21 protein-coding genes and 1 pseudogene are annotated in these 25,130 nt (G+C 52.6%); 11 read left to right on the forward strand and 11 right to left on the reverse strand.

Features of this window, described 5'->3' with window-relative positions; genetic code table 11:
- The 3 genes and pseudogenes from NG42_RS12935 to NG42_RS22465 all read left to right on the forward strand — a co-directional run.
- On the forward strand, positions 1-243 hold a 243-nt coding region (locus NG42_RS12935), incomplete at its 5' end, for an NAD(P)(+) transhydrogenase (Re/Si-specific) subunit beta (RefSeq protein ID WP_052899862.1).
- A gap of 167 nt (positions 244-410) precedes the next feature.
- Positions 411-947: a GNAT family N-acetyltransferase gene (locus NG42_RS12940; RefSeq protein ID WP_053115643.1), complete on the forward strand. Its 537-nt coding sequence runs from the start codon at positions 411-413 to the stop codon at positions 945-947.
- Between the two features lie 77 nt (positions 948-1,024).
- A pseudogene (locus tag NG42_RS22465) lies at positions 1,025-1,227 on the forward strand (ABC transporter substrate-binding protein); the annotation flags it as partial.
- Positions 1,228-1,383: 156 nt separating this feature from the next.
- On the opposite strand, the gene NG42_RS12945 reads toward NG42_RS22465, so the two are convergent.
- The 6 genes from NG42_RS12945 to dalD form a co-directional block, all read right to left on the reverse strand.
- Positions 1,384-2,403, reverse strand: a complete 1,020-nt coding sequence (locus tag NG42_RS12945) for a membrane protein, TIGR04086 family (protein WP_052899864.1) — start codon at positions 2,401-2,403, stop codon at positions 1,384-1,386.
- 388 nt (positions 2,404-2,791) lie between these two features.
- A complete protein-coding gene (gene uspE, locus NG42_RS12950) occupies positions 2,792-3,742 on the reverse strand; it encodes a universal stress protein UspE (RefSeq protein ID WP_052899866.1) in 951 nt (316 codons plus the stop codon).
- Between the two features lie 127 nt (positions 3,743-3,869).
- Positions 3,870-4,613, reverse strand: a complete 744-nt coding sequence (locus NG42_RS12955; RefSeq protein ID WP_052899868.1) for an FNR family transcription factor — start codon at positions 4,611-4,613, stop codon at positions 3,870-3,872.
- A gap of 147 nt (positions 4,614-4,760) precedes the next feature.
- Positions 4,761-6,053, reverse strand: coding sequence for an MFS transporter (locus tag NG42_RS12960; protein ID WP_053116367.1), 1,293 nt, complete (start codon positions 6,051-6,053; stop codon positions 4,761-4,763).
- 55 nt (positions 6,054-6,108) lie between these two features.
- Positions 6,109-7,569, reverse strand: coding sequence for a xylulokinase (gene xylB / locus NG42_RS12965; protein ID WP_052899871.1), 1,461 nt, complete (start codon positions 7,567-7,569; stop codon positions 6,109-6,111).
- A 10-nt stretch (positions 7,570-7,579) separates the two neighbouring features.
- The gene (gene dalD, locus NG42_RS12970) at positions 7,580-8,974 is read right to left on the reverse strand and encodes a D-arabinitol 4-dehydrogenase (protein WP_052899873.1); all 1,395 of its coding nucleotides are present in this window, start codon (positions 8,972-8,974) and stop codon (positions 7,580-7,582) included.
- Between the two features lie 183 nt (positions 8,975-9,157).
- Here dalD and NG42_RS12975 point away from each other — a divergent pair, with 183 nt between their 5' ends.
- Positions 9,158-10,108: a sugar-binding transcriptional regulator gene (locus NG42_RS12975; RefSeq protein ID WP_052899875.1), complete on the forward strand. Its 951-nt coding sequence runs from the start codon at positions 9,158-9,160 to the stop codon at positions 10,106-10,108.
- Here the strand turns inward: NG42_RS12975 and ogt are convergent.
- Positions 10,103-10,624, reverse strand: a complete 522-nt coding sequence (ogt, locus tag NG42_RS12980; protein ID WP_052899958.1) for a methylated-DNA--[protein]-cysteine S-methyltransferase — start codon at positions 10,622-10,624, stop codon at positions 10,103-10,105. The two genes, NG42_RS12975 and ogt, sit on opposite strands and share 6 nt — an antisense overlap.
- A 263-nt stretch (positions 10,625-10,887) precedes the next feature.
- Between ogt and NG42_RS12985 the strand changes: the two genes are divergently transcribed.
- A complete protein-coding gene (locus tag NG42_RS12985; protein WP_052899877.1) occupies positions 10,888-11,178 on the forward strand; it encodes a hypothetical protein in 291 nt (96 codons plus the stop codon).
- Positions 11,179-11,311: 133 nt separating this feature from the next.
- Complete coding sequence (gene smrA, locus NG42_RS12990; RefSeq protein WP_052899879.1) at positions 11,312-11,875, forward strand: DNA endonuclease SmrA; 564 nt, start codon at positions 11,312-11,314, stop codon at positions 11,873-11,875.
- A 75-nt stretch (positions 11,876-11,950) separates the two neighbouring features.
- Here the strand turns inward: smrA and NG42_RS12995 are convergent, their stop codons facing one another.
- Positions 11,951-14,026, reverse strand: coding sequence for a hypothetical protein (locus NG42_RS12995; RefSeq protein ID WP_156322011.1), 2,076 nt, complete (start codon positions 14,024-14,026; stop codon positions 11,951-11,953).
- 662 nt (positions 14,027-14,688) lie between these two features.
- Positions 14,689-15,612, reverse strand: a complete 924-nt coding sequence (locus NG42_RS13000; RefSeq protein ID WP_052899959.1) for a LysR substrate-binding domain-containing protein — start codon at positions 15,610-15,612, stop codon at positions 14,689-14,691.
- Between the two features lie 242 nt (positions 15,613-15,854).
- On the opposite strand from NG42_RS13000, the gene NG42_RS13005 reads away from it, so the two are divergent.
- The 3 genes from NG42_RS13005 (at position 15,855) to hglS (ending at position 19,591) form a co-directional block, all read left to right on the forward strand.
- Positions 15,855-16,655: a sugar phosphate isomerase/epimerase family protein gene (locus NG42_RS13005; RefSeq protein WP_052899884.1), complete on the forward strand. Its 801-nt coding sequence runs from the start codon at positions 15,855-15,857 to the stop codon at positions 16,653-16,655.
- A 137-nt stretch (positions 16,656-16,792) separates the two neighbouring features.
- Complete coding sequence (locus tag NG42_RS13010) at positions 16,793-18,118, forward strand: MFS transporter (protein ID WP_052899886.1); 1,326 nt, start codon at positions 16,793-16,795, stop codon at positions 18,116-18,118.
- Between the two features lie 132 nt (positions 18,119-18,250).
- Positions 18,251-19,591 (forward strand): 2-oxoadipate dioxygenase/decarboxylase HglS, encoded by a 1,341-nt coding sequence (gene hglS, locus NG42_RS13015; protein ID WP_052899888.1) that lies wholly within the window; start codon positions 18,251-18,253, stop codon positions 19,589-19,591.
- Positions 19,592-19,646: 55 nt separating this feature from the next.
- On the opposite strand, the gene NG42_RS13020 is transcribed toward hglS, so the two are convergent.
- Positions 19,647-20,081 (reverse strand): DoxX family protein, encoded by a 435-nt coding sequence (locus NG42_RS13020; protein WP_052899890.1) that lies wholly within the window; start codon positions 20,079-20,081, stop codon positions 19,647-19,649.
- 187 nt (positions 20,082-20,268) lie between these two features.
- Here NG42_RS13020 and NG42_RS13025 point away from each other — a divergent pair, with 187 nt between their 5' ends.
- A complete protein-coding gene (locus NG42_RS13025; protein WP_052899892.1) occupies positions 20,269-21,786 on the forward strand; it encodes a carboxylesterase/lipase family protein in 1,518 nt (505 codons plus the stop codon).
- Between the two features lie 250 nt (positions 21,787-22,036).
- On the forward strand, positions 22,037-23,695 hold the full coding sequence (locus NG42_RS13030; protein ID WP_052899893.1) for a methyl-accepting chemotaxis protein: 1,659 nt from the start codon (positions 22,037-22,039) through the stop codon (positions 23,693-23,695).
- Between the two features lie 95 nt (positions 23,696-23,790).
- Here the strand turns inward: NG42_RS13030 and pepT are convergent, their stop codons facing one another.
- Positions 23,791-25,017 (reverse strand): peptidase T, encoded by a 1,227-nt coding sequence (pepT, locus tag NG42_RS13035; RefSeq protein WP_052899894.1) that lies wholly within the window; start codon positions 25,015-25,017, stop codon positions 23,791-23,793.
- Positions 25,018-25,130: the final 113 nt, after the last annotated feature.

The raw sequence follows: 25,130 nt of genomic DNA on the forward strand, positions 1-25,130 counted from the left end.
GACACTGTACTGGTGATTGGTGCCAATGACACCGTGAACCCGGCAGCGCAGGAAGATCCCCGCAGCCCAATCGCCGGTATGCCGGTGCTGGAAGTGTGGAAAGCGCAGAATGTAGTGGTGTTTAAGCGTTCCATGAACACCGGTTACGCCGGGGTGCAGAACCCGCTGTTCTTTAAAGATAACACCCAGATGTTATTTGGTGATGCAAAAGCCAGCGTTGAAGCCATTCTGAAAGCGCTGTAATTGTCTGGCCCCTCTCGCGGTTTGAGAGGGGCAATATCCTGTCACGATCTCCCGCCCTGTCGCCTTATATTCCCACTTTCAGAGAAATGATTCTCAATATTGTCGTTTTACAAGCCAGCGGTGCTGTTCTAATAATTTGGTTCGGATAATTAACACGGACAGCCGTGATGAACAGCACAATTCAGATTGCCAGACCCGAAGACGCGCAAGAAATATATAATCTGTTGCAACGCGCCTATGCTGCGTTGTCAGATCTGAATGTCAATTTCACCATTACCCGCGCCAGTGTTGATGTGGTGCAACAGGCGATTCAGGAAGAGACGGTACTGGTGCTGCGTCAGCAGGGGCAGGCCATCGCCACCGTGACCGTTCGTCTGCCGCAGGAAAATCATCCCGCTGAACTGCCGGCACTGCCTTTTATTCACTGGTTTGCGGTTGCGCCGGAATATAAACGTCAGGGATTTGGCGATCAGATATTAAGCTGGGCGGAAAGCACGCTGCTGGCGGATAAGCTGAAAGCGCCGGCGGTCTATTTAGCCACCGCCATTAAACATCCGTGGCTTACCCAGATATATCAGAAGCGCGGCTATCGGCCTTTTCATCGCCGGGTCAATCCACCAGGCGAAGAGCTTATTTATCTGAAAAAAGATCTGCTGCCATCCTCCTGTTGTAGTTTCAGTACGCCGCAGTTCCACAGCGCCTGAATACCAGCCCCGGCTTAAACACCACCACATATGATGATTAGTAAGGACAGTATGAAAGCAAATCATCTGCATGCTCATCGTCACAACTGAAAGCGGGCGGCAAAGAGATTGCCGGTACCGGTCCGTTTATTTTGCAAAATTATGAGAAAGGTCAGCAAGTGACCTTTGTGAAAAAGCCGCAGTACCGTTGGGCACCGGTACATTGCTCTCTGGTCAGGTGGAGGCGATTGAGGGGATTTCCGGTAACGACGCGGCGGGGTTTAAAGATAACGACGATTTTGGTTTGCTGCCGGAGCTGCGAAAATGCGGTTTACTGGACGAGGATTATCAGAGATAAGATTTTCGCAGCAGTCTGGAATTGCCGCCATTGCCGGTCTGAACCGCCAGAGAGTAAATAAGGGCCCGCAGCATGCTGTGGGCCCGTCAGCGTTATCTGCTACAGACGTTGATGGTGAGCTAACGGACGAGGCTGTGTGCGACGACCCAGCATCCCCATTGCGCCCGCCAGTACGGCTTCAACAATTAACATAAAGAAGGCGAACCAGCTGGCTTTCGCGGTAGCAGCGGCGGCTTTCTCACCGGCCTCACGCGCTTTTTGCTCAGCTTGCTGTTTCAGTTCTTCGTATTTAGCCCGCGCCTGCTGATAACTTTTTTCAGCCTGGTTGACCATCTGATCAACTTCTTCATCACTCTTGCCGGTACGTGCCTTGATAATATTTTTTAACGCATCACGGTCGGCAGCCTGGAATGTACTTTCATTGCGTTCGATCAGACCCTGAATAAAGCCAGCCAGGTCGGTATCGGCATTTTGCGGTGCATTGGCCGTAGCGGATGCCTGATTTTGCGCATTGTTAACTTCATTCTGCGCTTTATTTTCCAGATTTTCCGGCTGTAATTCTGCTTTACCACTCTGGCGTAGCGTGGTTTCCAGCTCATTCTGCAAGCTGTCGAGATTAATGTTATTTTCAGCCAGTTTATCTTTAACCATCCGGGTGGCCGGTGGCGCAATGGCGGATATTCCGCTACCCAATGTCTGTAAACCTGAACCGATAATATTACCTGCGCCGGTCAGGGTATTGTTGACCACCACAATCAGGAACCAGGTGCAAATTAGCGTGTTGACGCCAAACATTAGCAGGCCATGCAACGCGCCTTCGCGCTGGGCCAGACGCCCGCTGGCATAAGCACCGGCGGCGATAGAAATCAGCATGCTGGCGCCGGTCCAGATTGCTGCACCGGTACCGATGCCATCAAGAGGGTTTTGCTCTTTCAACGGATCAATGGTACTGGCACCAATGGCCGTTCCCAGTATCGCCAGTAAAAGATAAACCACCATCGAAATAATGACACCAGCAAAAATGGCGCTCCACGAAATACGTTTTAATGGCGTGCTTCTGACCGGCGCGACTAAATTATCATTGTAATTTCCAGTCGCAGTAGCTGAGTTTTCATTCATAAGGATATCTCCATTTATCGCCAAAGTTTACTTTTAACCACAACGTAAAGAATGCGTCGTCTTGCACGCTTTACTCAGTCACTTTTTAATCTGACCTTTCATCAGCCTTGTAAGATTAGTCTTACAAAGCTGAATGCACCAATAAATATGCAATTAATTTAATTATTGCGCGGATGAATTAAAAAAAGGATTATAAATCAGGGAGGAAGAGAGAAGGTGCAGCAAAAAAATGCCACTGTCGATCGGCGGGAAAGGTAGCGAAATATCCGAAGGAAATAGGTTTGTTACTTTTTGAACGCGATAAAAAAACCGGCTGACAGGCTCGTCATTACCGGTTTTTTGTTCCGCCGTTCACGCTATATCAGGAGTGATTCAGGCCGCTTTCGCCTTAGTCATCCTCATCATCATCCAGCTCAACCGGAGTCGCAAAACCATCCGGTTTAATCACCAGCAGGTCACAGCGCAGATGGTCAATAACCTGTTCCGCAGTATTCCCTAAAAACGCCGCAGAGATGCCGGTGCGGCCAATGGTACCCAGCACCACAATACCGGCATCCAGATGTTCCGCCAGGTCGGGGATCACTTCTTCCGGTAAGCCTTTTTCAACATGGGTGAATTTCTCATCCATAGCAAACTTTTGCCGCAGGGCTTTCATTGCCACCAGATGCTGGCCGCGAATCGCGTCGTTATAAACGCTGGGGTCAAAATCGGGCAGTTCGATGGCGATATTAATCGGGGTAATCGGATAGGCTCCTACCAGATGAACCTCGGTATGGTTCACCATATCTGCCAGTTCGCGTGTCAATTTGACCAGTTTTTGATTGAGCAGATCGTGATGCGGTTCCTCGCTGGCCAGATTAACCGCCACCAACGCTTTACCTCCTTCCGGCCACGGCTGATCTTTTACCATCCAGACCGGACTTGGACATTTGCGTAACAGATGCCAGTCGGTTGGAGTGAAAATTACCGCTTCCAGCCGATCGTGCTGATGGGCCATTTTCAGTACCAGATCGTGGTTGCCAGTCAGCACTTCCTGAATAATCGCTTCAAATGGGCGATTATGCCAGACCACTTTAATCTCGATATCGACGCCAGCTTCAAGATAAGCGTGAGCCTGTTCGCGAATCCATTCGGTACGCTGGCTGATGACGCCTTTGCGCATATTGGTGCGCTCATCCGGCGACAGCAGGGTAGTCATTTCATAGGAGAAATCATAAATAGGCAGGAAAGCTTTGATTTTGCCGCCAATCCGTTGATTGAGATACACCGCCCGGCGCAGCGCCGGCTGGTCATCCTGTTGAGGATCGATCGCCACAAGGATGTTTTGATACTTAACCATACTGGGGTCTCCTTACACGACGAGGTGTCTGCTTAAAGATAGCCCAATAGCGCTCAGGGAAGAAGCGAAAAAGTTGTTGCCGGATCAATAAAATAACAAATATTAACCCGGCGTAGCCTCTCAGCAATCAGTGGCTCTGTCCGGCCAGCTCTGAAAGGATGTCGTGATTCTCGATGGTAATGTATTTGCCTTTTACAGCCAGCATCCCGCTTTTCTGGAAGCGGCCAAGCAAACGGCTAATGGTTTCAACGGTTAAACCGAGATAGTTACCGATATCGCCACGGGTCATGGTCAGACGAAATTCACGCTGTGAGAAACCGCGCTGGCCAAAACGACGTGCCAGATTCCAGATAAACGCCGCCAGGCGCTCTTCGGCATTTTTCTTCGACAGCAGCAGGATCATATCCTGATCGCCTTTAATCTCGCCGCTCATCAGGCGCATCATCTGTTGACGCAGGCTGGGCATTTTGCCGGAGAGATCGTCAAGGGTTTCAAATGGAATCTCACACACCATCGCGGTTTCCAGCGCCTGGGCAAAGCTGGGGTGAGAGGCAGAACTGATGGCGTCAAAGCCCACTAAATCGCCGGCGAGGTGGAAACCGGTAATCTGCTCATCGCCTTGTTCAGTAATGGTGTAGCTTTTGATGGTGCCGGAACGAATGGCATAGAGAGATTTCAGTTCATCGCCCGCTTTAAACAGCGTCTGGCCTTTCTGAATGGGCTTTTTACGTTCAATAATGTTGTCTAACTGATCCAGCTCGTGTTCATTGAGCGTGAACGGGATACAAAGCTGGCTGATGCTACAATCCTGACAGTGAATCGCACAGCCACCAGATTGAATACGACGAATAACGCGTTTTTCTGGGATCATAATATACGCTCTGACGATAATTGACTGTGGTCAATTTTAACATTCTTAAGTTACAAAAAGAAACTCATCTGAGCAGTATAAGGCACATAAACATTAGGGATGTGTTGAACAAACCGCATCCCATTGAAAAACTGCCTGAAATTCGTTCTACGGCTGTTTATCCAGCGTTACAACACTCTGATAGCCTTTCTTTCTGTCTTTATTACTGACTCTGGCAGGTTGTTCAACTTTGATGATCAGTGTCAATACCCCGGCAAACAGATACAGCGCGGTATAAGTCCAGACCACCCCTTTAACATCAAAAAACGGCAGTACCAGCGAAGCAATTGCCGGAGCGAGAAAGTTACTTAAGCCCGCCGACAGGTTATAAATCGAGATCGCTGCCCCTTTGTGCTTCGGCTCCAGCACCGGAAATACCGCAGTCATCGGGACAAACGCGGCCACGGTGATACCCAGCATCACCGCCGGAATCATCGCCACCCAGTAGTTGTGACCAAAAGTGACCGGCAGATAGTAGAACGCCAGGCTGGAAATCGCACACCCCAGGCAGCCGAACCAGCGTACCTGACGGATCCAGCCAATATATTCGCCGAGAATTCCCCACATCACATTGGTAAAGATAGTCACAAAGAAGAATACCGCCCAGATTTGCAGCCATTCGGACATGCTGAAGCCGAGACGCCCGACAAACAGCATCGGCATCACCACCGCAAAGCCAAACAGCGACAGAGTATTAATGATACGTATCAGGCAGGCGAGAAAGATATTGCGGTTGGTAAACAGAATGGTCACCGCACGCGACAGTTCGGTCATCTTCTCTTTGGTGGAGAGATGCGCTTTGTCACTTTCACCGCCCACGTTGCGCAGCAGGATCATCGCCATCAGACCGCCCGCAACCACCCAGGCAATGGCAAACCAGAGCGTGCCGGTTTCACCCATAAATGGAATGGTAAAGCTTGGCAGATAGCTACCGACACAGCCGATGCCGACCGAGTACATCGCCCAGAACCAGCCCATCGCCGATGACAACTGATGTTTTGGCACGGTCTGCACCACCAGCATCACAAACGAGTAGATAAACAGCGGATAGGCAAGGCCACGAATCCCGTAAAACAGCAGCATCAGCGGATAGTTGCGCATTCCCAATCCGAGCGTCAGGAACAGCACATGCATTACCACCCAGAGGATAAAGCCAATACGCATCGCCCGCTGCGGGGTGATGATTTCCGCTACCACGCCGGAACTCCAGGCTGCCAGCGCGGCGGCGGCGCCATAAAGGGTAAAGACCAGTGCCGACTGGGACGGAGAGAAACCTAAATCAGTAATATGTTTGGAAAGAAACGCCATTTCAAAGCCGTCGCCGCTCATAAAAATTGCGATGGCGATATAGCCCCAGAACAGGGATTTCGGCATGCCGATGCCGTTTTTATCTGAGTGCATAATGCAATCCTCTGACCATAAGTGGGCCGGACGCCATGCGACCGGTGTTAAGTGACTAAAGACGCATCGCGCGCTGCTGTTGATAGAGCTGACGGAATTGCTGCAATCGCGGTTGCAGCTGCTGATGGCGTGAGGCATCGGGCAGATAACGTTCTAATTCTGCGGGTTTCTGGCAAACCTGTTGTTCATCACCGCCCACCGCCAGCCAGCCGAGACGGGCGGCACCCAGTGCGCCACCGGCTTCGCCGCCACGATGGGTGATAATCGTCAGGTTCAGCACATCGGCCATCAGCTGCGCCCACCACGGACTGCGAGCGCCGCCGCCAATCAGCGAGCAACAGGTCAGCTCAGTTCCCGCCTGCTGTAACACCCTCAGACCATCGGCCATACCAAAGCTGACGCCTTCCAATACCGCGTACGCCAGCGAGGCGCGCTGGCTGGCGTGGGTCAGGCCGTGAAATGCGCCACAGGCTTGCGGATCGTTATGGGGTGTGCGCTCACCGGAGAGATACGGCAAAAACAGCGGCGAGTGCAGCTGCTCCTCATGGCTGAGTGCTGCGACCTCGGCTAACAGTGCGGTTTCACTGGTTTGCAGCAGGTCACACAACCACCGCAGAGCGCTGGCCGCCGACAGCATCACGCTCATCTGATGCCAGCGCTGCGGCAGGGCGTGACAGAAAGCGTGCAGCGCCGATTGCGGATCGGGACGAAAGCCGTCGTTAACCGCAAACAGCACGCCCGAGGTGCCGAGGGAGATAAACGCATCACCCGGATTGATGGCGCCGATGCCCACCGCGCTGGCGGCATTATCACCACCGCCGCCGGCAATCATCACTTCATCACTTAACCCCCACTGACGGGCCACCTCGGCTTTCAGTTTGCCTGCCGGATGGCTGCCTTCCACCAGCCGTGGCATCTGCTCGCGGGTTAACCCGCAGGCTGCCAGCAGGCTGGCTGACCACTGGCGCTGCGCCACATCCAGCCAGAGAGTCCCGGCAGCATCGGACATTTCACTGATTTTCTCGCCGCTCATCATCCAGCGCAGATAGTCTTTCGGCAGCAGCACCGTGGCGATGCGATTAAAAATCGTTGGTTCATGGCGCGCCAGCCATAACAGCTTCGGCGCGGTAAAGCCGGGCATCGCCAGATTGCCAGCCACCGCATGCAGCTCAGGGGCGAGGCTGTTCAGTTGCTGGCACTCGGCGGCGCTGCGCGTGTCGTTCCATAAAATGCACGGACGCAACACCTCGTTATCCTGGCCGAGCAGCACCGCGCCATGCATCTGGCCGGAAAGGCCAATAGCGCGGATTTCGCACCAGCTGGCACCAAGTTGCTGGCGCAGTTGATCGATTACCTGTTGTGTGGCCTGCCACCATTGCGCCGGATCCTGTTCTGACCAGTGTGGATGCGGACGCTGTAGCGTCAGTGGCGCACCGGCCGTGGCCATAATCTCCCCGGCGCTGTTGAGCACCAGCGCTTTAATTTCGGACGTTCCTGCATCGATTCCCAGATACATGGTGATCCCCTTACTCGCTGACCAGCTGCGGCTGGGCAATCCACTGCTGTAACCGGTCAACCGTTTGCTGCAACAGGGCAGCAAATTGCGCGTGACTGGCTAACGGACCAAACAGCGCCGGATCGGCGGCAAACTCTGCCAGCGCATTATCGGCGGCCAGCAAATGATGCAGCGACATTTCATCCATCACGCCATCCTGATAGCGGTACGGCAGTTCACCGAGATGCCAGCGTTGCAAAAACAGGTAGAACAGTGCCGGTAACACTGCGGTGGCGCGGGGAATTTCGCCACGCTGCCAGCTTTCCACCAGCGTCGGCGTAATAAAGCCGGGAATTTTTGACAGACCATCCGCGGCGACGCGCTGGTTGGTATCCTCAATCCACGGGTTAGCAAAACGATCCAGCACCTGATCGCGATAGGCTGGCAGATCCAGCGGACTTGGGCTTAATGACGGGATGACGTCCTCGGTAACGTAGTCCCACGCCAGTTGTTTAATCGCTGGCGTGCGGGTGCTTTGATGAATAAATGACTGACCGAGCAAGGTGCCCGCCCAGGCAATACAGCTGTGGCTGGCGTTAAGAATGCGGATTTTTGCCTCTTCCCACGGCAATACCGAATCGACCAGTTCAACTTCAACCTTTTCCAGCGCCGGGCGTCCGGCAATAAAATCGTCTTCAATCACCCACTGGATAAACGCTTCCGCCATCACGGGCACCGCGTCATCAAAGCCGGTGGCTTGTTTAACGCGCGGCGCGATATCCGTGGTCGGGCGCGGGGTAATGCGGTCGACCATGGTATTCGGCGAGCGGGTTTGATGGGTCACCCAATTCAGCAACGCTTCTTCGCCGCGCAGGCGCAGGAACGTGAGAAAACCGTGGCGGAAACGCTCGCCGTTATGGCGCAGGTTGTCACAATTCAGCAGGGTGACCGGCTCACCCTCCGCCGCCATGCGGGCCAGCAAAATGCGGGTCAGCGCACCGTACAGCGTGCGTGCTTCACCATTGATATCTGCCTGAATATCGGGGTGGCGCGGGTCGAGCTGGTGGTCAGGATCAAGATAGTAGCCGCCTTCGGTTACGGTAAAGGCGATCACTTTGGTGGTGGCGTCGCTGCCTTGCGCAATCAGTGCGCTAAGCTGGCTATCCCAGGGCAGAATCTTTTTTATCGAGGTGATCCTTTCATAGCGGCGCTCACCTTTCGGCGTCACGGTTTCCAGCGTATATTCGCCGTTTTGCGCGGCGAGCTGGTTGAGCAGGGCATCGGCATCCTGACGAATATTGCCCAGCGCAATATGCCAGCGTTCATCCCCTTGTTGTAACAGGCGATGCAGATACCATGCCTGATGGGCGCGATGGAATGAACCGGCACCAATATGCATCCAGACGTTAGCGGTTGATTGAGTCATAAGACAGCTCCTGATGATTTGAGCAATTGCCCTTAATGTGGGCTTATGCCGGAAATGTGTTACAGACTGGGCAATATTCAGTGGGTTGTCTGCGCGGCAGATCACAAAAAACAATAAATGCCCAAATGTAGGGCAAATATTCAGAGTAAGCTGTGACGATGTTTGAAGAGGATCGAAAGCACCATGAGTAAGCACGACAAAAAGCTCGAACAGGCTGCGCGTGCCGCCTGGATGTATTATGTTGCCGGTGAAACGCAGCAGGACATTGCCGAAAAACTGGGCGTGTCGCGTCAGGTGGCACAACGGCTGGTGGCACTGGCGGCAGAGCAGGGATTAGTCAGTGTGAATATCAGCCATCCGGTGGCAGAGTGTATGTCGCTGGCGCAGTCACTACAGCGACGTTATGGACTGGACGTCTGTCAGGTGGTGCCTTCTGATGGACTCGATAGCCCCGGGATTCATCAGATGATCGCGGTGGCCGGTGCGGAAGTGATGGCGCATACCCTGAAACAGAGCGCGCCGCAGATTATTGCCGTCGGATCCGGGCGAATGCTACGCGCCACTATCGATGAGCTGCCAACCTTCGATCGCCCGCAACACAGCTGCGTGTCGTTAATCGGCGCGATTGCCAGTGACGGATCCTGTACCCGCTACGATGTGCCGTTGTGGATGGCAGAAAAGACCCAGGGGCGCTATTTTATTCTGCCCGCACCGCTGTTTGCCGACAGCCCTGACGACCGCACGCTGTGGTGCAATCACCGTATATACCGCACCGTAACCGAAAAAGCGGCGCAGGCTAACGTGATGTTTCTCGGTATCGGCCATATTGACGCCGGTTGCCCGCTCAATGCCGATGGCTTTATCAGCGACCAGCAGGTTGCGCAATTACAACAGCAGCGCGTGGTTGCGGAAATGCTCGGGCATTTTATCGGTGAAGATGGCGAGCGCGTCAGCAGTGAGCTGGATACGCGCTTAACCAGCGTCACGCTTGGCGCCCACACTCAGCGCAATATCATTGCTTTTTGCGGCGGCAAAGAGAAACATCGTGCCATCTGCGCGGCGCTGAAAGGGGGATGGATCAGCGGATTAGTCACTGATGAAGCCAGTGCCAGAGCGGCGCTGGCGCAATCATAACGACAAAGGCTTATAGCCTTCGTGTCTCAGTAACCACTGTTTTCGCGCGACGCCACCGGCATAGCCGGTGAGCGTGCCATTAGCCCCGATAACCCGATGGCAGGGCACCACAATGCTAATTGGGTTGGAGCCATTAGCAGCACCGACGGCACGCGCCGCGCCAGCCCGACCCAACAGGGTCGCCATCTCGCCATAACGCAGTACGCTGCCGCAGGGGATGTCGCGCAGCATATTCCAGACCGAGCGCTGAAAATCAGTTCCATTGGTCGCCACCGACAGCTGGCGGATCACCGTCAGGTCGCCGTCAAAATAGCGGGTCAGCTGCGCACTCAGGCCGCCAGCGTTATCCAGCTGGCGTAGCCGGTAACCCTGAGCACCGTAATGAATATTCAGTAGTCGCTGCATGCGATCGCTGTACTCTTCCCATTCGACGGCGCGCAGATTTTGCTGTTCATCGCTGATGATTCTCAGCTGTCCCAGGGGAGTCGGGATAGTATCTTCCAGTAATGTCATCATGATTTTCGAACGGTTATCCATTCCAGGCGATATGCCCGTCTGGGCATAGTGGGTGAATTTATGCTGCAAATTCCTTGTAGCATGTGGGTCAGTGCGACAACGGTGAAAAGTCACAGAAGTCATAGCAACTCATCGGCAACAGAGTTATGTTAGCGACAGTGCAAAGATTTGCCAGTCTGCGTCGCCACTGAAGGTGATTTGACTGGCAACCCCGTATGGATAGTCTCCATACCTGTAACAGTGATCTCTGGCGGAGCTGCACGATGAAAAATGAAAAGGAAATATCGATTGATGCGTTTACTGAGAATGAAAAAGTCTCAATCGATCAGCAGGTTAAAACCTTGATCGCGAAATCAGGGAAAACGCCCGACGATAAGCAACTCAAGGAGTTCACGAAAGAAGCCAAACGGCTGGTGATGAAAGCGCGGCTGGCAAAAGAGAAAGCGACGCCCGCAAAAACGCCGCGTAAAACACGGGCGAAAAATCTCAGTGCCAGTGAAGTGGGCGACTTTAACTGGTCTGCTTCGGTCAATCTGGCCACGCGTCGCCGTTAATCTGTCTGCAATCCTTCCGGCCACCTTCAGGGTGGCCTTTTTAATTTAAAAGGGCTTGTCGCATCACGCCAGAAAGACTATTTTTTCATTTTAGCTGCTGTCGCCGCTACCCTTCGCGGCCTGAGGAGTGACGATGAACCTTGACGATAACGATCTGTTTAAACACGCCATGGAAGATGTCACGCCACTGAAAGAGTGTGCCACTGTTCACTGGTTAAAAACGCCGGGGATGAAAACTCAGCGCCCGCGTTACGACGAAACGCCGGATAATTTCCTGGTCGAAGGGTTTATCGAGGTGATACCGCTCAGTCAGCCGCTGGAGTTTGCCGCCGAAGGCATTCAGCAGGGGGTGGTGGATAAGCTACGGCTGGGAAAATATCAACTGGATGCAAGTCTGAATTTGCTGCGCCAGCCGGTAGAGAGCTGCCGTCAGTCACTGTTTAATTTCATGCTGGAAGCGCGCAAGGCAAATCTGCGCAATCTGCTGATTATCCATGGTAAAGGGCGCGACGATCGCGCCCATGGCAATGTTATTCGCAGCGGTATCGCGCGCTGGTTACAGCAATTTGATGATGTGCAGGCTTTTTGCGTGGCGCAGCCTCAGCATGGCGGCAGCGGGGCGCTGTATGTCGGGTTGCGAAAAACGGAGCAGGCGCGCAGGGATAATCGGGAAAGGCATGCCAAACGCAGCCGCTAAACAGATCCCCTCTGATAACTGAGAGGGGATCCGGAACGCTTAAACGGCTGTAATGACATGTTGTGATGGATTATCTCACATCGTGATCAGTGTCATGCTGGCAAAATGACAATCACTGTTTTGTGGCTGCAATTCGATCCGAATCTGATTTAACGGACCGCTGTACGCTGCGGTTGCGACTTGCAGTTCATAAAGGTAAAACGGCTTTCCAGCAAGAGACTTTATTTCAAAGTTGGGTAATTTTTTAAAGTTGGTGACTCCAGTAGAGAACAGACGGTTGTCATTATCATCCCGAATCATTAATCTGCTTATGCCTTGCAACTCAGAAGAGAAAATGAGTATTTTGATATGATTTTGCCAGGTCATATTGACACTTTCATCAGCGATTAAGGTGAAATTCATTTTAATCGGATGGTTTTCTCCTGAAGTGATAATATTTTTACCAATCAGGATATCACTGTAGACATTATTATGCGGTGCGCCGTCCTCATTGAAGACATAACCGCCGTTGAAGTCTAACTCATAAGCAATCCCTTTTTTTATTTCGCCTGCTTCATTTGCTTCAAGGACACGTTTCGTTTCAAGCCCGTCATAATGCCTGAAGATTGCGCAGTCGACCCTCAATCCCCAGCCCGCATCGGCAGTGCACTGCTTGCCGTTATGATAGCCGCCGACCACTAAGCCACTGATATAGTAATTGGGGATGTTAATATTATAAAGTCCGGATTCATTGGCATTGTTGGTGGGCTGCAGAGCGCCGGTTGGGGTTAACATGCGTAAATAATAAAGCCTTGCGCCGCTCGCGCTGGTCGACATGTTGATTATCATGGTGTTGATATTGGTGCCACCATCAATATTCTCGCCGCCGGGCTGGAAGGGATTAAGATTAAAGTCTCGGTTAGCATAACGGACTTTTGGATGTGATGAAGGGTTATAGCAGCTTTCGAAATAAGTTCGTCGGTACTGTCCTGTGCCGTCAAAGTATCCATGGTTTATTGCCAGTACGTTATCCAGGTGGCCCATCATGCCGATATCCGCCAGTAATGAGCTGCGCAGGTGTATATCTTTATTGATTTTCGCAAGTACCGGAGTAAAAGAACCATTGGCGACGTCTGTTGGTGCATCGGAATATAACTCAGCGGTGTTTCTGATATTCAGCTCAACACCTGCCTCGAGAGAGAATGACGCCCTGTAGGCTGAAAGCAACATGGCGTAACCACCAGTATAAACATTGCGGCAAAACCTGATGACTTCATTGGTTTTGAAGCCGGTGTCATGATAGCGTTTAATCAGGTTTTCTTGCGATACCTTCATCCAGCTCGTGGCATCGTTTCTCAGATCATCGAATTGTAACTCATAATAGTCGTCATCCAGATTCAGGGTTTTTCTGTTGCTTAATAACTGTGTGTAGCTGATAAGCCCCAGCGCGGCGGCCTGCATATAAAAAAGATAGCCGATACCATTAGAAATGTTCAGAAAAAGCGGCATCTCGATGCGAAGATGCCCAATCAGATTACTAAAGCGATTAAGAACCTCGCCTTTTAAATCACTACGCGTTTGCTGATCGAGGAATTTTTTCAATGAGGTGTTAAACGCACCACATACAGTGGTCAGTCCTTGCATCCTTGATTTCAGAATTCCGTAGTTATTATCATCTATCATCTGACCTGTTATTCTTCTTATCTCCTCTTCGATAGAAGGTTTGCTGGTGGTAAACAAATTATTAAAATAGCTAAATAAGCCGGTTATCGCGCCGCTGAAAAGCGGACCGGCAATGCCGCCAAGAAATCCTCCCGCCAGCTTCAGTATCAGTGATTCAACCAGCGATGACATTGCTAAAACAGGCGCGTCCTTAAACAGTTGATCGAGGGCACCATGAAGGTTGGAGAAACCATTCGCGGCAGCTTCTGACATCTCCTTCAATGTTATGACCTGGTTTCCTTGCCCATAGGGGACTTTAACCTCATCCTTATTGATTCCCCTTAGTGCGTAACCGACGGATTGCGCCAGCGGTGTGATGGCAGAGGTATTGGCTAATTCTGCCAATGCCAGCTGCGGAAAAAGAGATCCGGACAGTAATGAACCGGTGGCCACAATACCTCCACCAACAAGTAAATTCCTGCGTGTTTTAGATATTTTTTCATTTTCCATAATGTATTCCACTAGTTGGTAACGGCAAAGAAAAGTTAATTTTTCTTTACTGTTAAAGCTAAAGGTTCTTAAAGGTAATAAAAGTCAGGGTTTGTTATTGTTGTGCCCGTTATAGCGTGCTGCATTTGTAAGAATGCGCCCGGGAATTTCACAGGTAATATAAATCATGAATTTAATAAGCTGACGGGTTTGATTAGGTCTTTTTCGATAGGCAATCCCTCCATGGGTTTCTTCATAAATAATTATCATGTCACATGGAAAAAAAGAACTGGACTTAAGTCTAGCCCCGGCATGTTTTTTAGTTTGTTAGGCTTATAAATGGAAAAGTAGGTTTTAATAAAATCTTGTAATATTTTTCGATGAATAAATCGGTAAATCTTAAGAGGGTTTATGTAAGGTAAGATAATTAATAATGTGTAATTGTAAATCACCAGGGGAATTACTTTGACGACAAGTGGGTTTTACCTGGGGTTATTTGATTTTTGGATTATTTAACCAGGCGGAAATTTATGCGTCAATATCTTACAGAAACGGGTGAATAGCGTTCTGATTAATAAAAATGCGGATAAGCAGAGAGCCTGAATGAAGGTGATTTACACGATTATATTGCGGAAGGGTGTAAGTCTGCCGGGATTAGCGTTCCCGGCGGGTGACAAATTATATTAGCCGGAGTGGCACTTACGAATGGTGGCCAGCAAAATTTCGGCACTCAGGCAGTGCTGACTGCCAGAACGCGTCATAATTCCCACCGGTTCGCCGGGGCCATGTGAAGCAATTGGCAGTGCCGCCAGAGAGTGATGCAATAGATCTTCTTTAATGGCACCGGATGGCACAAACCACACGTAGTCATACCGTTGTGCCAGCTGACGTGCCAGCGAAGTGGAGGAGGTTTCAATGCAGTTAGCAGGCAGTGTGCAGCCTTGTTCATCCATCATTGCCTGCGCAATACGCCGCGGTGCAGTGCCTTCAGGTGAAATCACCACCGGCCACTGCAATGCTTTCGAGAGCGTGACGTTGTCACTTAGCAGTGGGTGTTCAGGTCGCACTACCAGCCGTAAAGACTCAAGAAACAGCAGTTCGTAGGTTAAGCCAGCCATCATATCGCTGTCGGCCATGCGGCCAATGCCAATATCAAACTCTCCGGCCTTTAACCCGGCAATTAACACATTGTTATGCAGGGTAGCGACTTGTACGGTGGCCTGCGGTTGCAGTTGATGGAAACGATCAAGAATCGACGGCAACATGCCCATTGCCGCCGTGGTCAGGGCGCCGACCCGCAGTACCACCGGCTGATCGCTGATGGCGCTGGTAAATGACTGACCGGCATGATTCAGGGCATCGAGCACTTTCACCGCGTGGGTAAGGAACTGTTCGCCCATGGTGGTGAGCTGCGCGCCCAGCCGTCCACGCTCGAACAGACGCGTACCCGCCAGCTCCTCCAGTTCATTCAGCGTTTTAGATAACGCCGGTTGACTAAGGCTAAGCGTCTCTGCCGCACGTCCCAGCGTCCCTTGCTGTGCAACTGCGACGAAGGTGTGCAAATGGCGCAAGCGAATGCGCTGATTAAAAACGTAATTTTTATCCATACCACAGGGTAGTGAGGTCTGAAGATCTGAAGCAAGCACCATTAGTGGAATCTGTTAACCTTATTGCAAATTTAATTTAACATTTGCCCTTTTTGCACAAAATATCACCACGAATTAACTCGTTACGTCAGGTGACAGTATTTGACGCGCCGCTTATTTATGACGATAACTTATGGTAATCAGCGCGACATACTGTCTCCCGTTATGGCGCGCCGTTTTTTGTCACATCAGGGGGAAGAAACATGCAACGATGTATTGCCACTATTTCTGTCAGCGGCACACTGGAACAAAAACTCGATGCCATTGCCGCTGCGGGTTTCGACAGCATTGAGCTGTTCGAAGCCGATTTACAGCACTGTCAGCGCAGCGCCGCTGAAGTGCGCAAGATGGTCGGGACGCGCGGTTTGCGCATCGATTTATTACAGCCTTTCCGCAATTTTGAGGGTGAAACCGGCGATCAGCTATCGCGTGCGCGGCAGCAGTTTGAGTTGATGGGCGAGCTGGGCTGCAAAAGATTGCTGTTATGCAGCAACGCCAGTGACAGCTGTAGCAGCGACTGGCAGCAACAGATTGACGATCTGCATGCGCTGGCCGAACTGGCCGCCAGCTTCCAGGTTGACGTGGGCTATGAAGCGCTGGCCTGGGGTAAGCACGTTAACCGCTGGCAGCAGGCCTGGCAGCGAGTGGCTGAGGTTGATCAGCCTAATCTTGGCATTGTGCTCGACAGCTTTCATATCCTGTCATGCGGCGATACGCTGAATCAGCTCGACAGAGTGCCGCCGGAGAAAATCACCTTTGTGCAGTTTGCCGATGCGCCGCAGCTTAACCTCGATGTATTAACCTGGAGCCGTCATTACCGCTGTTTCCCTGGTCAGGGCGATTTTGACCTGACGCGTTTTGCCCGTCAGCTGCATCAGCATGGCTATCGCGGGCCATGGTCGCTGGAAATCTTTAATGAACAGCTGGTGACATCGCCGCTTCACAGCACGGCGGCAGACGGTTATCGCTCACTGTTGATGCTGGAAAAATCACTGAGCGAATGACGCCGGGTAGTGCAAAACGGAACCAGACAAAACCGCTGCGAATCCGCTATCATAGCGCTCACTTTTTTCCATGAAACCTGACGAATGATGTTTCTGACGTCTGTAAGGGAGGTTTCGGCGTTACAGGGAGCTATACCGTGAGCAGCACTCAGGCGATTGACGTTCGCCAGCTTATCAATACAGCTGTAATGAGCGGCTATCAAAAGCGCATTATTCTGCTCTGTTTTATTGTGGTGGCGCTGGATGGCATGGATATCGCGCTGATGGGTTTTATTGCTCCGGCGCTGAAAGCCTCATGGAATGTCACTAATCATCAGTTGGGTGGCGTGATCAGTGCTGCATTAATCGGTCTGGCACTAGGGGCGATGTTTGCCGGTCCGCTGGCGGATCGTTTTGGTCGCCGGGTCATCATTATTACCAGCGTTTTATTCTTTGGGCTGTGGACGCTGGTGACCGCACTGTCACAAAACCTCGAACAAATGATGCTGTTTCGCTTTCTTACCGGCTTAGGGCTGGGCGCTGCGATGCCAAACGTCGGCACGCTGGTGGCGGAATTCTCTCCGGAACGTAAACGCTCTTTTCTGATCACCGTGGTCTTTTGCGGCTTTACCTTTGGCGCTGCCGCAGGGGGATTTGCCGCCTCCTGGCTGATCCCGCAGTTTGGCTGGCATTCGGTACTGCTGCTCGGTGGGCTATTGCCGCTAATGGTAGTGCCATTTCTGGTGAAGTATTTGCCGGAGTCGGTGCGCTTCCTGCTCAGTCGCGGTGCACCCACGGAAAAAATCCGCGCCATTGTCGAGAAGATGATGCCGGGATCTACCCCGCCGGATGCCCGTTTTCAGTTACTGACTCAGGTAAAGCAGCAGGGGGCGATGCATACCGTAGTATCACGCAACTACCTGACAGGTAGCCTGATGCTGTGGGGCAGCTATTTTATGGGGCTGTTTCTGGTCTATCTGATTGGCAGCTGGTTGCCGTCGCTAATAAAAGATATCGGCATGACGGTGACCCAGGCCGCGCTGGTTACCGCGATGTATCAGGCGGGCGGCACCCTCGGCTCGCTGTTTGCAGGCTGGCTAATGGACAGGTTTAACGCCAACCTGGCGCTGGCGTCGATTTACGCCTGTGGCGCCATTTTTACCGTGGCGATTGGCTTCGCACCTGCGGATGCGCTGGTGATGAGTGCCATTGCCTTCTGTAGCGGCTTCTGCCTGAATGGGGCCAATACCGGGATGAACGCGCTTTCTGCCAGCTATTATCCCACCCATGCACGCGCTACGGGTTCCAGCTGGATGCACGGCGTTGGGCGTATTGGCGCCATTCTTAGCGCCTTTGCTGGTGCTGAAATGCTGTCGTTAGGCTGGAGTTTTACTCAGGTATTTATACTGCTGGCGATTCCGGCACTGCTGACTTCACTGATGCTGGTGGTCAAAAGTGTTTTCGGCTACCAGCGCAGCGAATAACCGCCGATCTGCGGGCGACATCCGCCGCCCGCCATGACTTTCTCGTAGTCGATCACAAATTCTGCATAATTTTCCCCGCTGCGACGCCAATCCATTACATTTGCTGGTAAATACGGCAACAGGATAATGACGATGGAAAACCGTTGGGTCAGTGCAGACAGCATTCGTGAGCGCTTTTCGCAGGCGATGTCGGCCATGTATCAGCAGGAAGTGCCGCAATATGGCACCTTGCTCCGGCTGGTGGCAGAGGTCAATCAGCAGGTATTGCAGGCCGATCCGCCGCTGGCGCAGCGCCTGACTGAAGCCGACGAACTGGCGCGACTGAGCGTTGAACGCCATGGCGCTATCCGGGTCGGTACTGCCGCCGAGCTGAGTATGCTGCGCCAGCTGTTTGCCATTATGGGTATGTATCCGGTTGGCTATTATGATTTATCACAGGCAGGGGTGCCGGTGCATTCCACCGCCTTTCGCCCGATTGATGATGCTGCCCTGCGCCGCAACCCGTTCCGCCTGTTTACCTCATTGCTACGGCTGGAGCTGATTGAAGATCAGGCGTTGCGGCAGCAGGCCAGTGAGATCCTCGCTGCCCGCGATATTTTTACTGCACGCTGTCGCCAGCTGGTGGCGCTGCATCAGCAGCAGGGCGGATTTGATGCGCAGCAGGCGGCAGAGTTTGTGGAGCAGGTGCTGGAAACGTTCCGCTGGCATCAGCAAACCACCGTCGACAGCGCCACTTATCAGGCACTTAGCGATCAGCATCGGCTGATTGCCGATGTGGTGTGCTTCCCCGGTTGCCATATTAATCACCTGACGCCGCGCACGCTGGACATTGACCGCGTGCAGACGCTGATGCCGCAGCACGGGATTACGCCGAAAGCGATTATCGAAGGGCCGCCGCGCCGTGCGGTGCCGATTCTGTTACGCCAGACCAGTTTTAAGGCGCTGAATGAACCGGTACGTTTTCGTGACAGCCATCAGGGCACGCATACTGCACGTTTTGGCGAGATCGAACAGCGTGGCGTGGCGCTGACCCATAAAGGCCGCGAATTGTATGATCGTTTGCTGGCACAGGCCGGCAGTGGCAGTGATAACCAGCAACATCAGCAGCATCTCAGCGACGTATTTAGTGATTTTCCGGATGATGAAGCCAGCCTGCGCCAGCAGCAGCTGGCATGGTTTGAGTATCGCCGCACGCCAGCAGGAGAAAACCAGCAAATCACACCCGCCAGTGATATTGAAAGCCTACTGACGCAGGGGCTACTGAAGGCCGATCCGATTATTTATGAGGACTTTCTGCCGGTCAGTGCCGCCGGCATTTTCCAGTCTAACCTTGGCAGCGAAAGCAAAGCGCGGTCGCAGGGGCAGGCCAGCCGTCAGCAGTTTGAGCAGGCGCTGGGCGCGCAGGTGTATGATGAAATTGAGCTTTATGCGCAGCGCGAACGTTCCAGCAAACTACGCTGCGGTTTGCTGTAGAGCGACATAAAAAAAGGGTCAGTTATTCACTGACCCTTGGCTATTTTTATAATGACTATTGCAGGCGCGGGTTACGAATTAACGTATATTTCCCGGCTCCGAGCAGCATGATAATCACGCCACCGAAGAAATAGAGCGCTTCCGTTTCCAGAGCCCACGCACCAACATCAGTACGTGACCAGAAAGCGCCTGTCTTCACCAGCAACGTTGCAACCACCATGTTTACCGCGATAACAAACGCCGCAGGGCGCGTCATCAGACCGATAATCACCATGACTGGCGCAACTATTTCCCCGATCCAGGCACCGTAGGCAATGAATCCAGGTAAACCATGAGCAGCCAGCATACTGGCAATCCAGCCGACACCGTGTTGAATCTTCGCTGCGCCATGAAACAGCAATAAGATGCCAAAAGTCAGGCGCAGAAGCAGTTTGCCGAAGTCCGGATGATCAAAAATGCGGGTAAAACCGTTATTGATCGCGCTAAACATGATTTATTCCTTTTTTCGTGTTGTTAAGAATGTAGGCAATTTAACGCCAGGATAATATTCAATTTACTTGATGAACTCATTCAGAAAATTGATTGATGCGGCATTTTTATTCGCGTGCAGCGCTGAAATATGGAGAATGATCCGTTAGCTGCCGCTATCAGAAGCGCAATGGACCACGGAAAAATTAATGAATAATGATCCACGATTAACGATAAAAACCGCCGAGGGTGAGCTGCGCGGCACGCAGGAAGATGACATTTTGGTGTTCAAAGGGATCCCTTACGCGGCACCGCCAGTCGGGCCATTACGCTGGCGCGCACCGGCCGCGGTAGAACCCTGGCAGCAGTCTCGCGATGCGACCCAGTGGGGAAACTCAAGCTGGCAGAACCGGGAATATTGCCTGATGGCGGGCGGCGGCGATCCGGGAGAGTTTAGTGAAGATTGTCTGTATCTGAATGTCTGGACTCCTGACGTCCAGCCGTCGCAGCCGCTGCCAGTGATGGTGTGGATCCACGGCGGCGGCTTTACGATTGGTGCGGGCGGGCTGGCACCCTATCATGGCGCGCCGCTGGCTTCGCGCGGTGTGGTGCTGGTCACACTGAATTATCGCCTCGGCCATCTTGGCTTTTTTGCGCACCCGGCGCTGGATGCGGAATACCCGGCGGGTGAGGTAGTCAATAATTTTGCGCTGCTGGATCAGATAGCTGCACTTCAGTGGGTTCAGCGTAATATTGCTGCTTTCGGCGGCGATTGCGCCAATGTAACAATTATGGGCGAATCTTCCGGCGGGCGCAGCGTGCTGTCGCTGTTCTGTTCTCCGCTGGCTGAAGGGTTGTTCCATAAAGGCATTGTGCAGAGCGCCTATTCCTTGCCGGATATGCCGCGCCACAAGGCGCTGAAAATGGGCGAGGCGATTGGCCGCCATTTCAGTCTGACCGCCGCAACGGCGGAGCAGCTGCGCGCACTGCCTGCGGAAGATTTCTGGCCGCTGGAAAATCCGCTGGCTCAGGGGCCGGTGCCGATTACGGGCGATCGGGTACTGCCGGTCGCGTCGCTGGAGGTGTTTAACCGCGCGCGCCAGCACAAATATCCATTGATGATTGGCAGCAACAGTGATGAAGCCAGTGTGCTGGCGTTTTTTGGTGTGGATGCCGCACAGTCCATCGCCGGTATTCGCCGTCAACATAAGCTGGCTTATCGGCTGATGAAATGGCTGTATACCGCTGCTGACGATGAGTCGCTTGGCCGCCAGGTGGCGCGTGATATTGCGTTTACCACCATGGGCTATGTGGCGGTACTGGCGCAGCACCGCGCCGGGGTGCCTGGCTGGCGCTACTACTTTGATTATGTCTCGGAAAATGCGCGCGATCTTTACCTCAATGGCACATGGCATGGTAATGAGGTGCCTTATGTGCTGGATACCCTGAGTAATATGGATGCTGGCAGCGATCGGCCATTTACCGATAACGACCGTCAGTTTGCCTGGCAGGTGAGTGAATACTGGCTGAATTTTGCGCGGGACATCACGCCGCACTCGCGCCATATCGCTGGCGCAGTGCCATGGCCCGCCTGGCATCCCGCCGACGACAGTACGCTGCGCTTTGGTGACTTTCATCGGCCAGAGATCCGCATTGAAAAGCGCTTTATGAAGCGCAGAATGCAGATTTTTCGACTGATGATGCGTACGCTGGTGCGACTAAATTAGCCGGGCAGCCGTTAAACGGTGCTGACTGGCTGAACTGATTAGTTCGGCCAATCAGTTGTCAGCGCTGATCAGTAAAAAGTTGTTGTACAGCAACAAGTTATTTAACTCCGCATTGAAATTAAGGTTTTGATACACAAGAATTTTTCGTGCTAATCCCCCTAAAATTTTCCGCTGCAACTGCCGATAACGGTTACTGAAGTCCGGTACTTATAGGGCCGGGATAACCGGTGATAACCGATTTGGAGCAGTTATGAACTTTTTAAAAAATTTCACAATCCGCGCAGTGATGCTGTGGATCCTGGGTCTGTTCTGTTTGTTATGGATCGGAGTCGGCATGTACAGCGTTTACTCGCTGAACGCACTGGGAAAAGGTAATGAAGTCGATCGTCATATTGTCAGCCAGATGAATGTGCTGAGTAAGGGCAACGATCAATATTTCCGCTTTGTTACGCGCCTGTCGCGACTGATTGAGGCCAGGCAGAATGGCGCAGCAGAGAACCCTGGCGATCTGGCGTCAGTGCAAAAATCGCTCGATAATATGCGCGCGCTACTGAGTGATTTTCGGCAACTGGCTCCGGGGCCAATCGATTCTGGCGTGGTAAATGGCGTGATCGACAGCTGGCAAAAACTGCTGGAACAGGGTGTGGTGCCGCAAATGCAGGCGGCACAGCAACCGACGCTGGATGCTTATCGTCAGCAGTCGCGTAATATCACACCCGCACTGAGTCGTGCCTTTGGTGCCAGAGCCGAAAAGTTTAATCTTGCGGCAGGAGAGATGCTCGATAACACCCGGGTGAACGTCGATCATCTGACGTTGATGACCAAAATCATTATTGTTATTGCCGTGATTGTCGGGCTGATGATTTTGCTGTTTACCGATCGCTATCTGGTCAATATGCTGGTGCGCCCGCTGGATCGTATTCGTGAACATTTTCGCACCATTGCGGAAGGCGATCTCAGCCAGCCGGTGAGCGATATGGGGCGTAACTGCGTTGGCAAACTGGTGCCGTTATTACGGACGATGCAGGATAGCCTGCGCGATGCGGTGGGGGCGATTCGTGGCGGAACTGAGAATATCTGGCGTGGCGCGGCAGAAATCTCCTCCGGTAACAACGATCTCTCTTCGCGTACCGAAGAGCAGGCGGCAGCACTGGAACAAACCGCCGCCAGCATGGAGCAACTGACCGCGACGGTGAAATTGAATGCTGATAATGCGCGTCAGGCCAGCGAGCTGGCGGATAATGCTTCGGCCACTGCCGGAAAAGGCGGCAAGCTGGTCAACGAGGTGGTCACCACCATGCAGGGTATATCCGGCAGTTCCCATAAAATCGCTGAAATCACCCATGTGATTAACAGCATTGCCTTCCAGACCAATATTCTGGCGCTAAATGCGGCGGTAGAAGCGGCGCGCGCCGGAGAACAGGGGCGCGGCTTTGCGGTGGTCGCCAGTGAAGTACGTAATCTGGCGCAGCGCAGCGCCGGAGCGGCAAAAGAGATTGAAGGGCTGATTGCAGATTCGGTGCAGCGGGTCGACAGCGGTTCGCGGCTGGTGAATGAAGCCGGTGCCACCATGAGCGAAATCCTGAAAGCAGTAACTGACGTCACTGAAATCATGAAGCAGATTGCTGCTGCCTCGGCAGAGCAGAGCAAGGGTATTTCGCAGGTGGGCAGCGCGATTTCTGAAATGGACAGTGTGACCCAGCAAAACGCTTCACTGGTTGAGCAGGTTTCTGCCGCCGCCAGCGCGCTCGAACGTCAGACCGAAGCACTGCAAAGCTCGGTAGCGAAATTCCGTCTGTCAGACAGTCACACCACCACGTCAGCCGTCAGTAAGCCATCCGTGACTCAGGCTGCCAGTGTAAAACCTGCTGTTGCAGGCAAAAACAGCGACCAATGGGTTTCTTTCTGATATCCCCTGGGGAGCCGTTTTCGGCTCCCGTTTAGATGGTACGCAGGGTGCTCATCCCCGGTACGACGGCGGTATTCTCACCGCCGCTTATCAAATTATTTCGCCGCCAGCAGGCAGATCTTTTCGGCGACCAGATACGACTTCACAAACGACGGCACCGGCAAGAACTCAAACTTCGAGTGAAAATTATGCGCGCCGGTAAAGAAATTTGGCGTCAGTAATCCTTTTGCTGACAGCGCCGCACCATCGGTCCCGCCGCGCATTGGAATCACCTTCGGTTCAATATCCAGCTGCTTCAGCGCCGCAAAGATCAGATCAATTGCCCGGCGATCGTCAGTAATGGCATTACTAATATTGCTGTAAGTATCAGTGATGCTGAATTCCACTTTACCGGTCGGATACTGTTCGGCAATTATCGCTGCCACCTCGGCTATTTTCTGCTTACGCTGGGCAAAACTTGCCAGGTCGAAATCGCGGATGGAAGCTTTCAGACGCGCATCATTGGCATTGGCGATCAGATCGTTAAACCAGACGTATCCCTCGCGGCCTTCAGTATGCTCCGGTGTCTCCCGCCGGTCGAAATGGCTGATAAAGTCTTGCGCCATCAACAGCGGGTTGACCAGCACCCCTTTGCCGGACATTGGATGGGCGGTGACGCCAGTCAGCCGAATCTCAGCTGCTGCGGCGTTGAAGTTTTCATAAACTACTTCACCCAGTTCGCAGCAGTCGATGGTATAAGCAAAATCGACGTCAAAGCGGCTTTTCAGATCCAGCGCTTTTGCGCCACGCAAACCAATCTCTTCGTCTGGTACAAAAGCCACCACAATATCGCCATGGTCGCCGGTAAGATTTTCCATCAGCGTCATTACCACCGTGACTGCCGCTTTGTTATCCGCACCCAGCACGCTGGTACCGTCGCTGAAAATAATATCCTGATCGCGGTAAGCGAGAATTTCCGGGTGTTCGGCGGTGCGCAGCCAGATGTCCTGCTCTGCATTCAGGCACAGATCGTTACCCTCAAATCGCAGCGTTTGCGGATGAATATCCGGTGATAATCCGACATCAACTGTATCAATATGGGTGATAAAACCGATGCGCGCTGCGGCAGGGCAATTGCCCGGTTTCACCGCAGTCACGGTGGCGTAGTCGTCAATGACCACCTGCTGCAAACCCAGCGCACGCAGCTCTTCGGCCAGCAGTTTCGCCATATCATGCTGTTGTGGCGTGCTGGGGAGTACCGTTGCCGAGGCGTCGCTCTGGCTGGTGACCGCCAGATAGCGATAAAAACGTTGGGTTAACTGGCTGGCCAGATGCTGATGCATAACGCTTCCTTATTAGTGAAACCGATGAGTTGTTCTGTAAGATGCCAAATCATGTTATTTATTAAACAGATGTAAATTTGTTTTACTCACCAGGTCGTGTTGAAGTCAATAAA

Origin of the sequence: Winslowiella iniecta (assembly GCF_001267535.1) — a bacterium.
Lineage (GTDB): Bacteria > Pseudomonadota > Gammaproteobacteria > Enterobacterales > Enterobacteriaceae > Erwinia > Erwinia iniecta.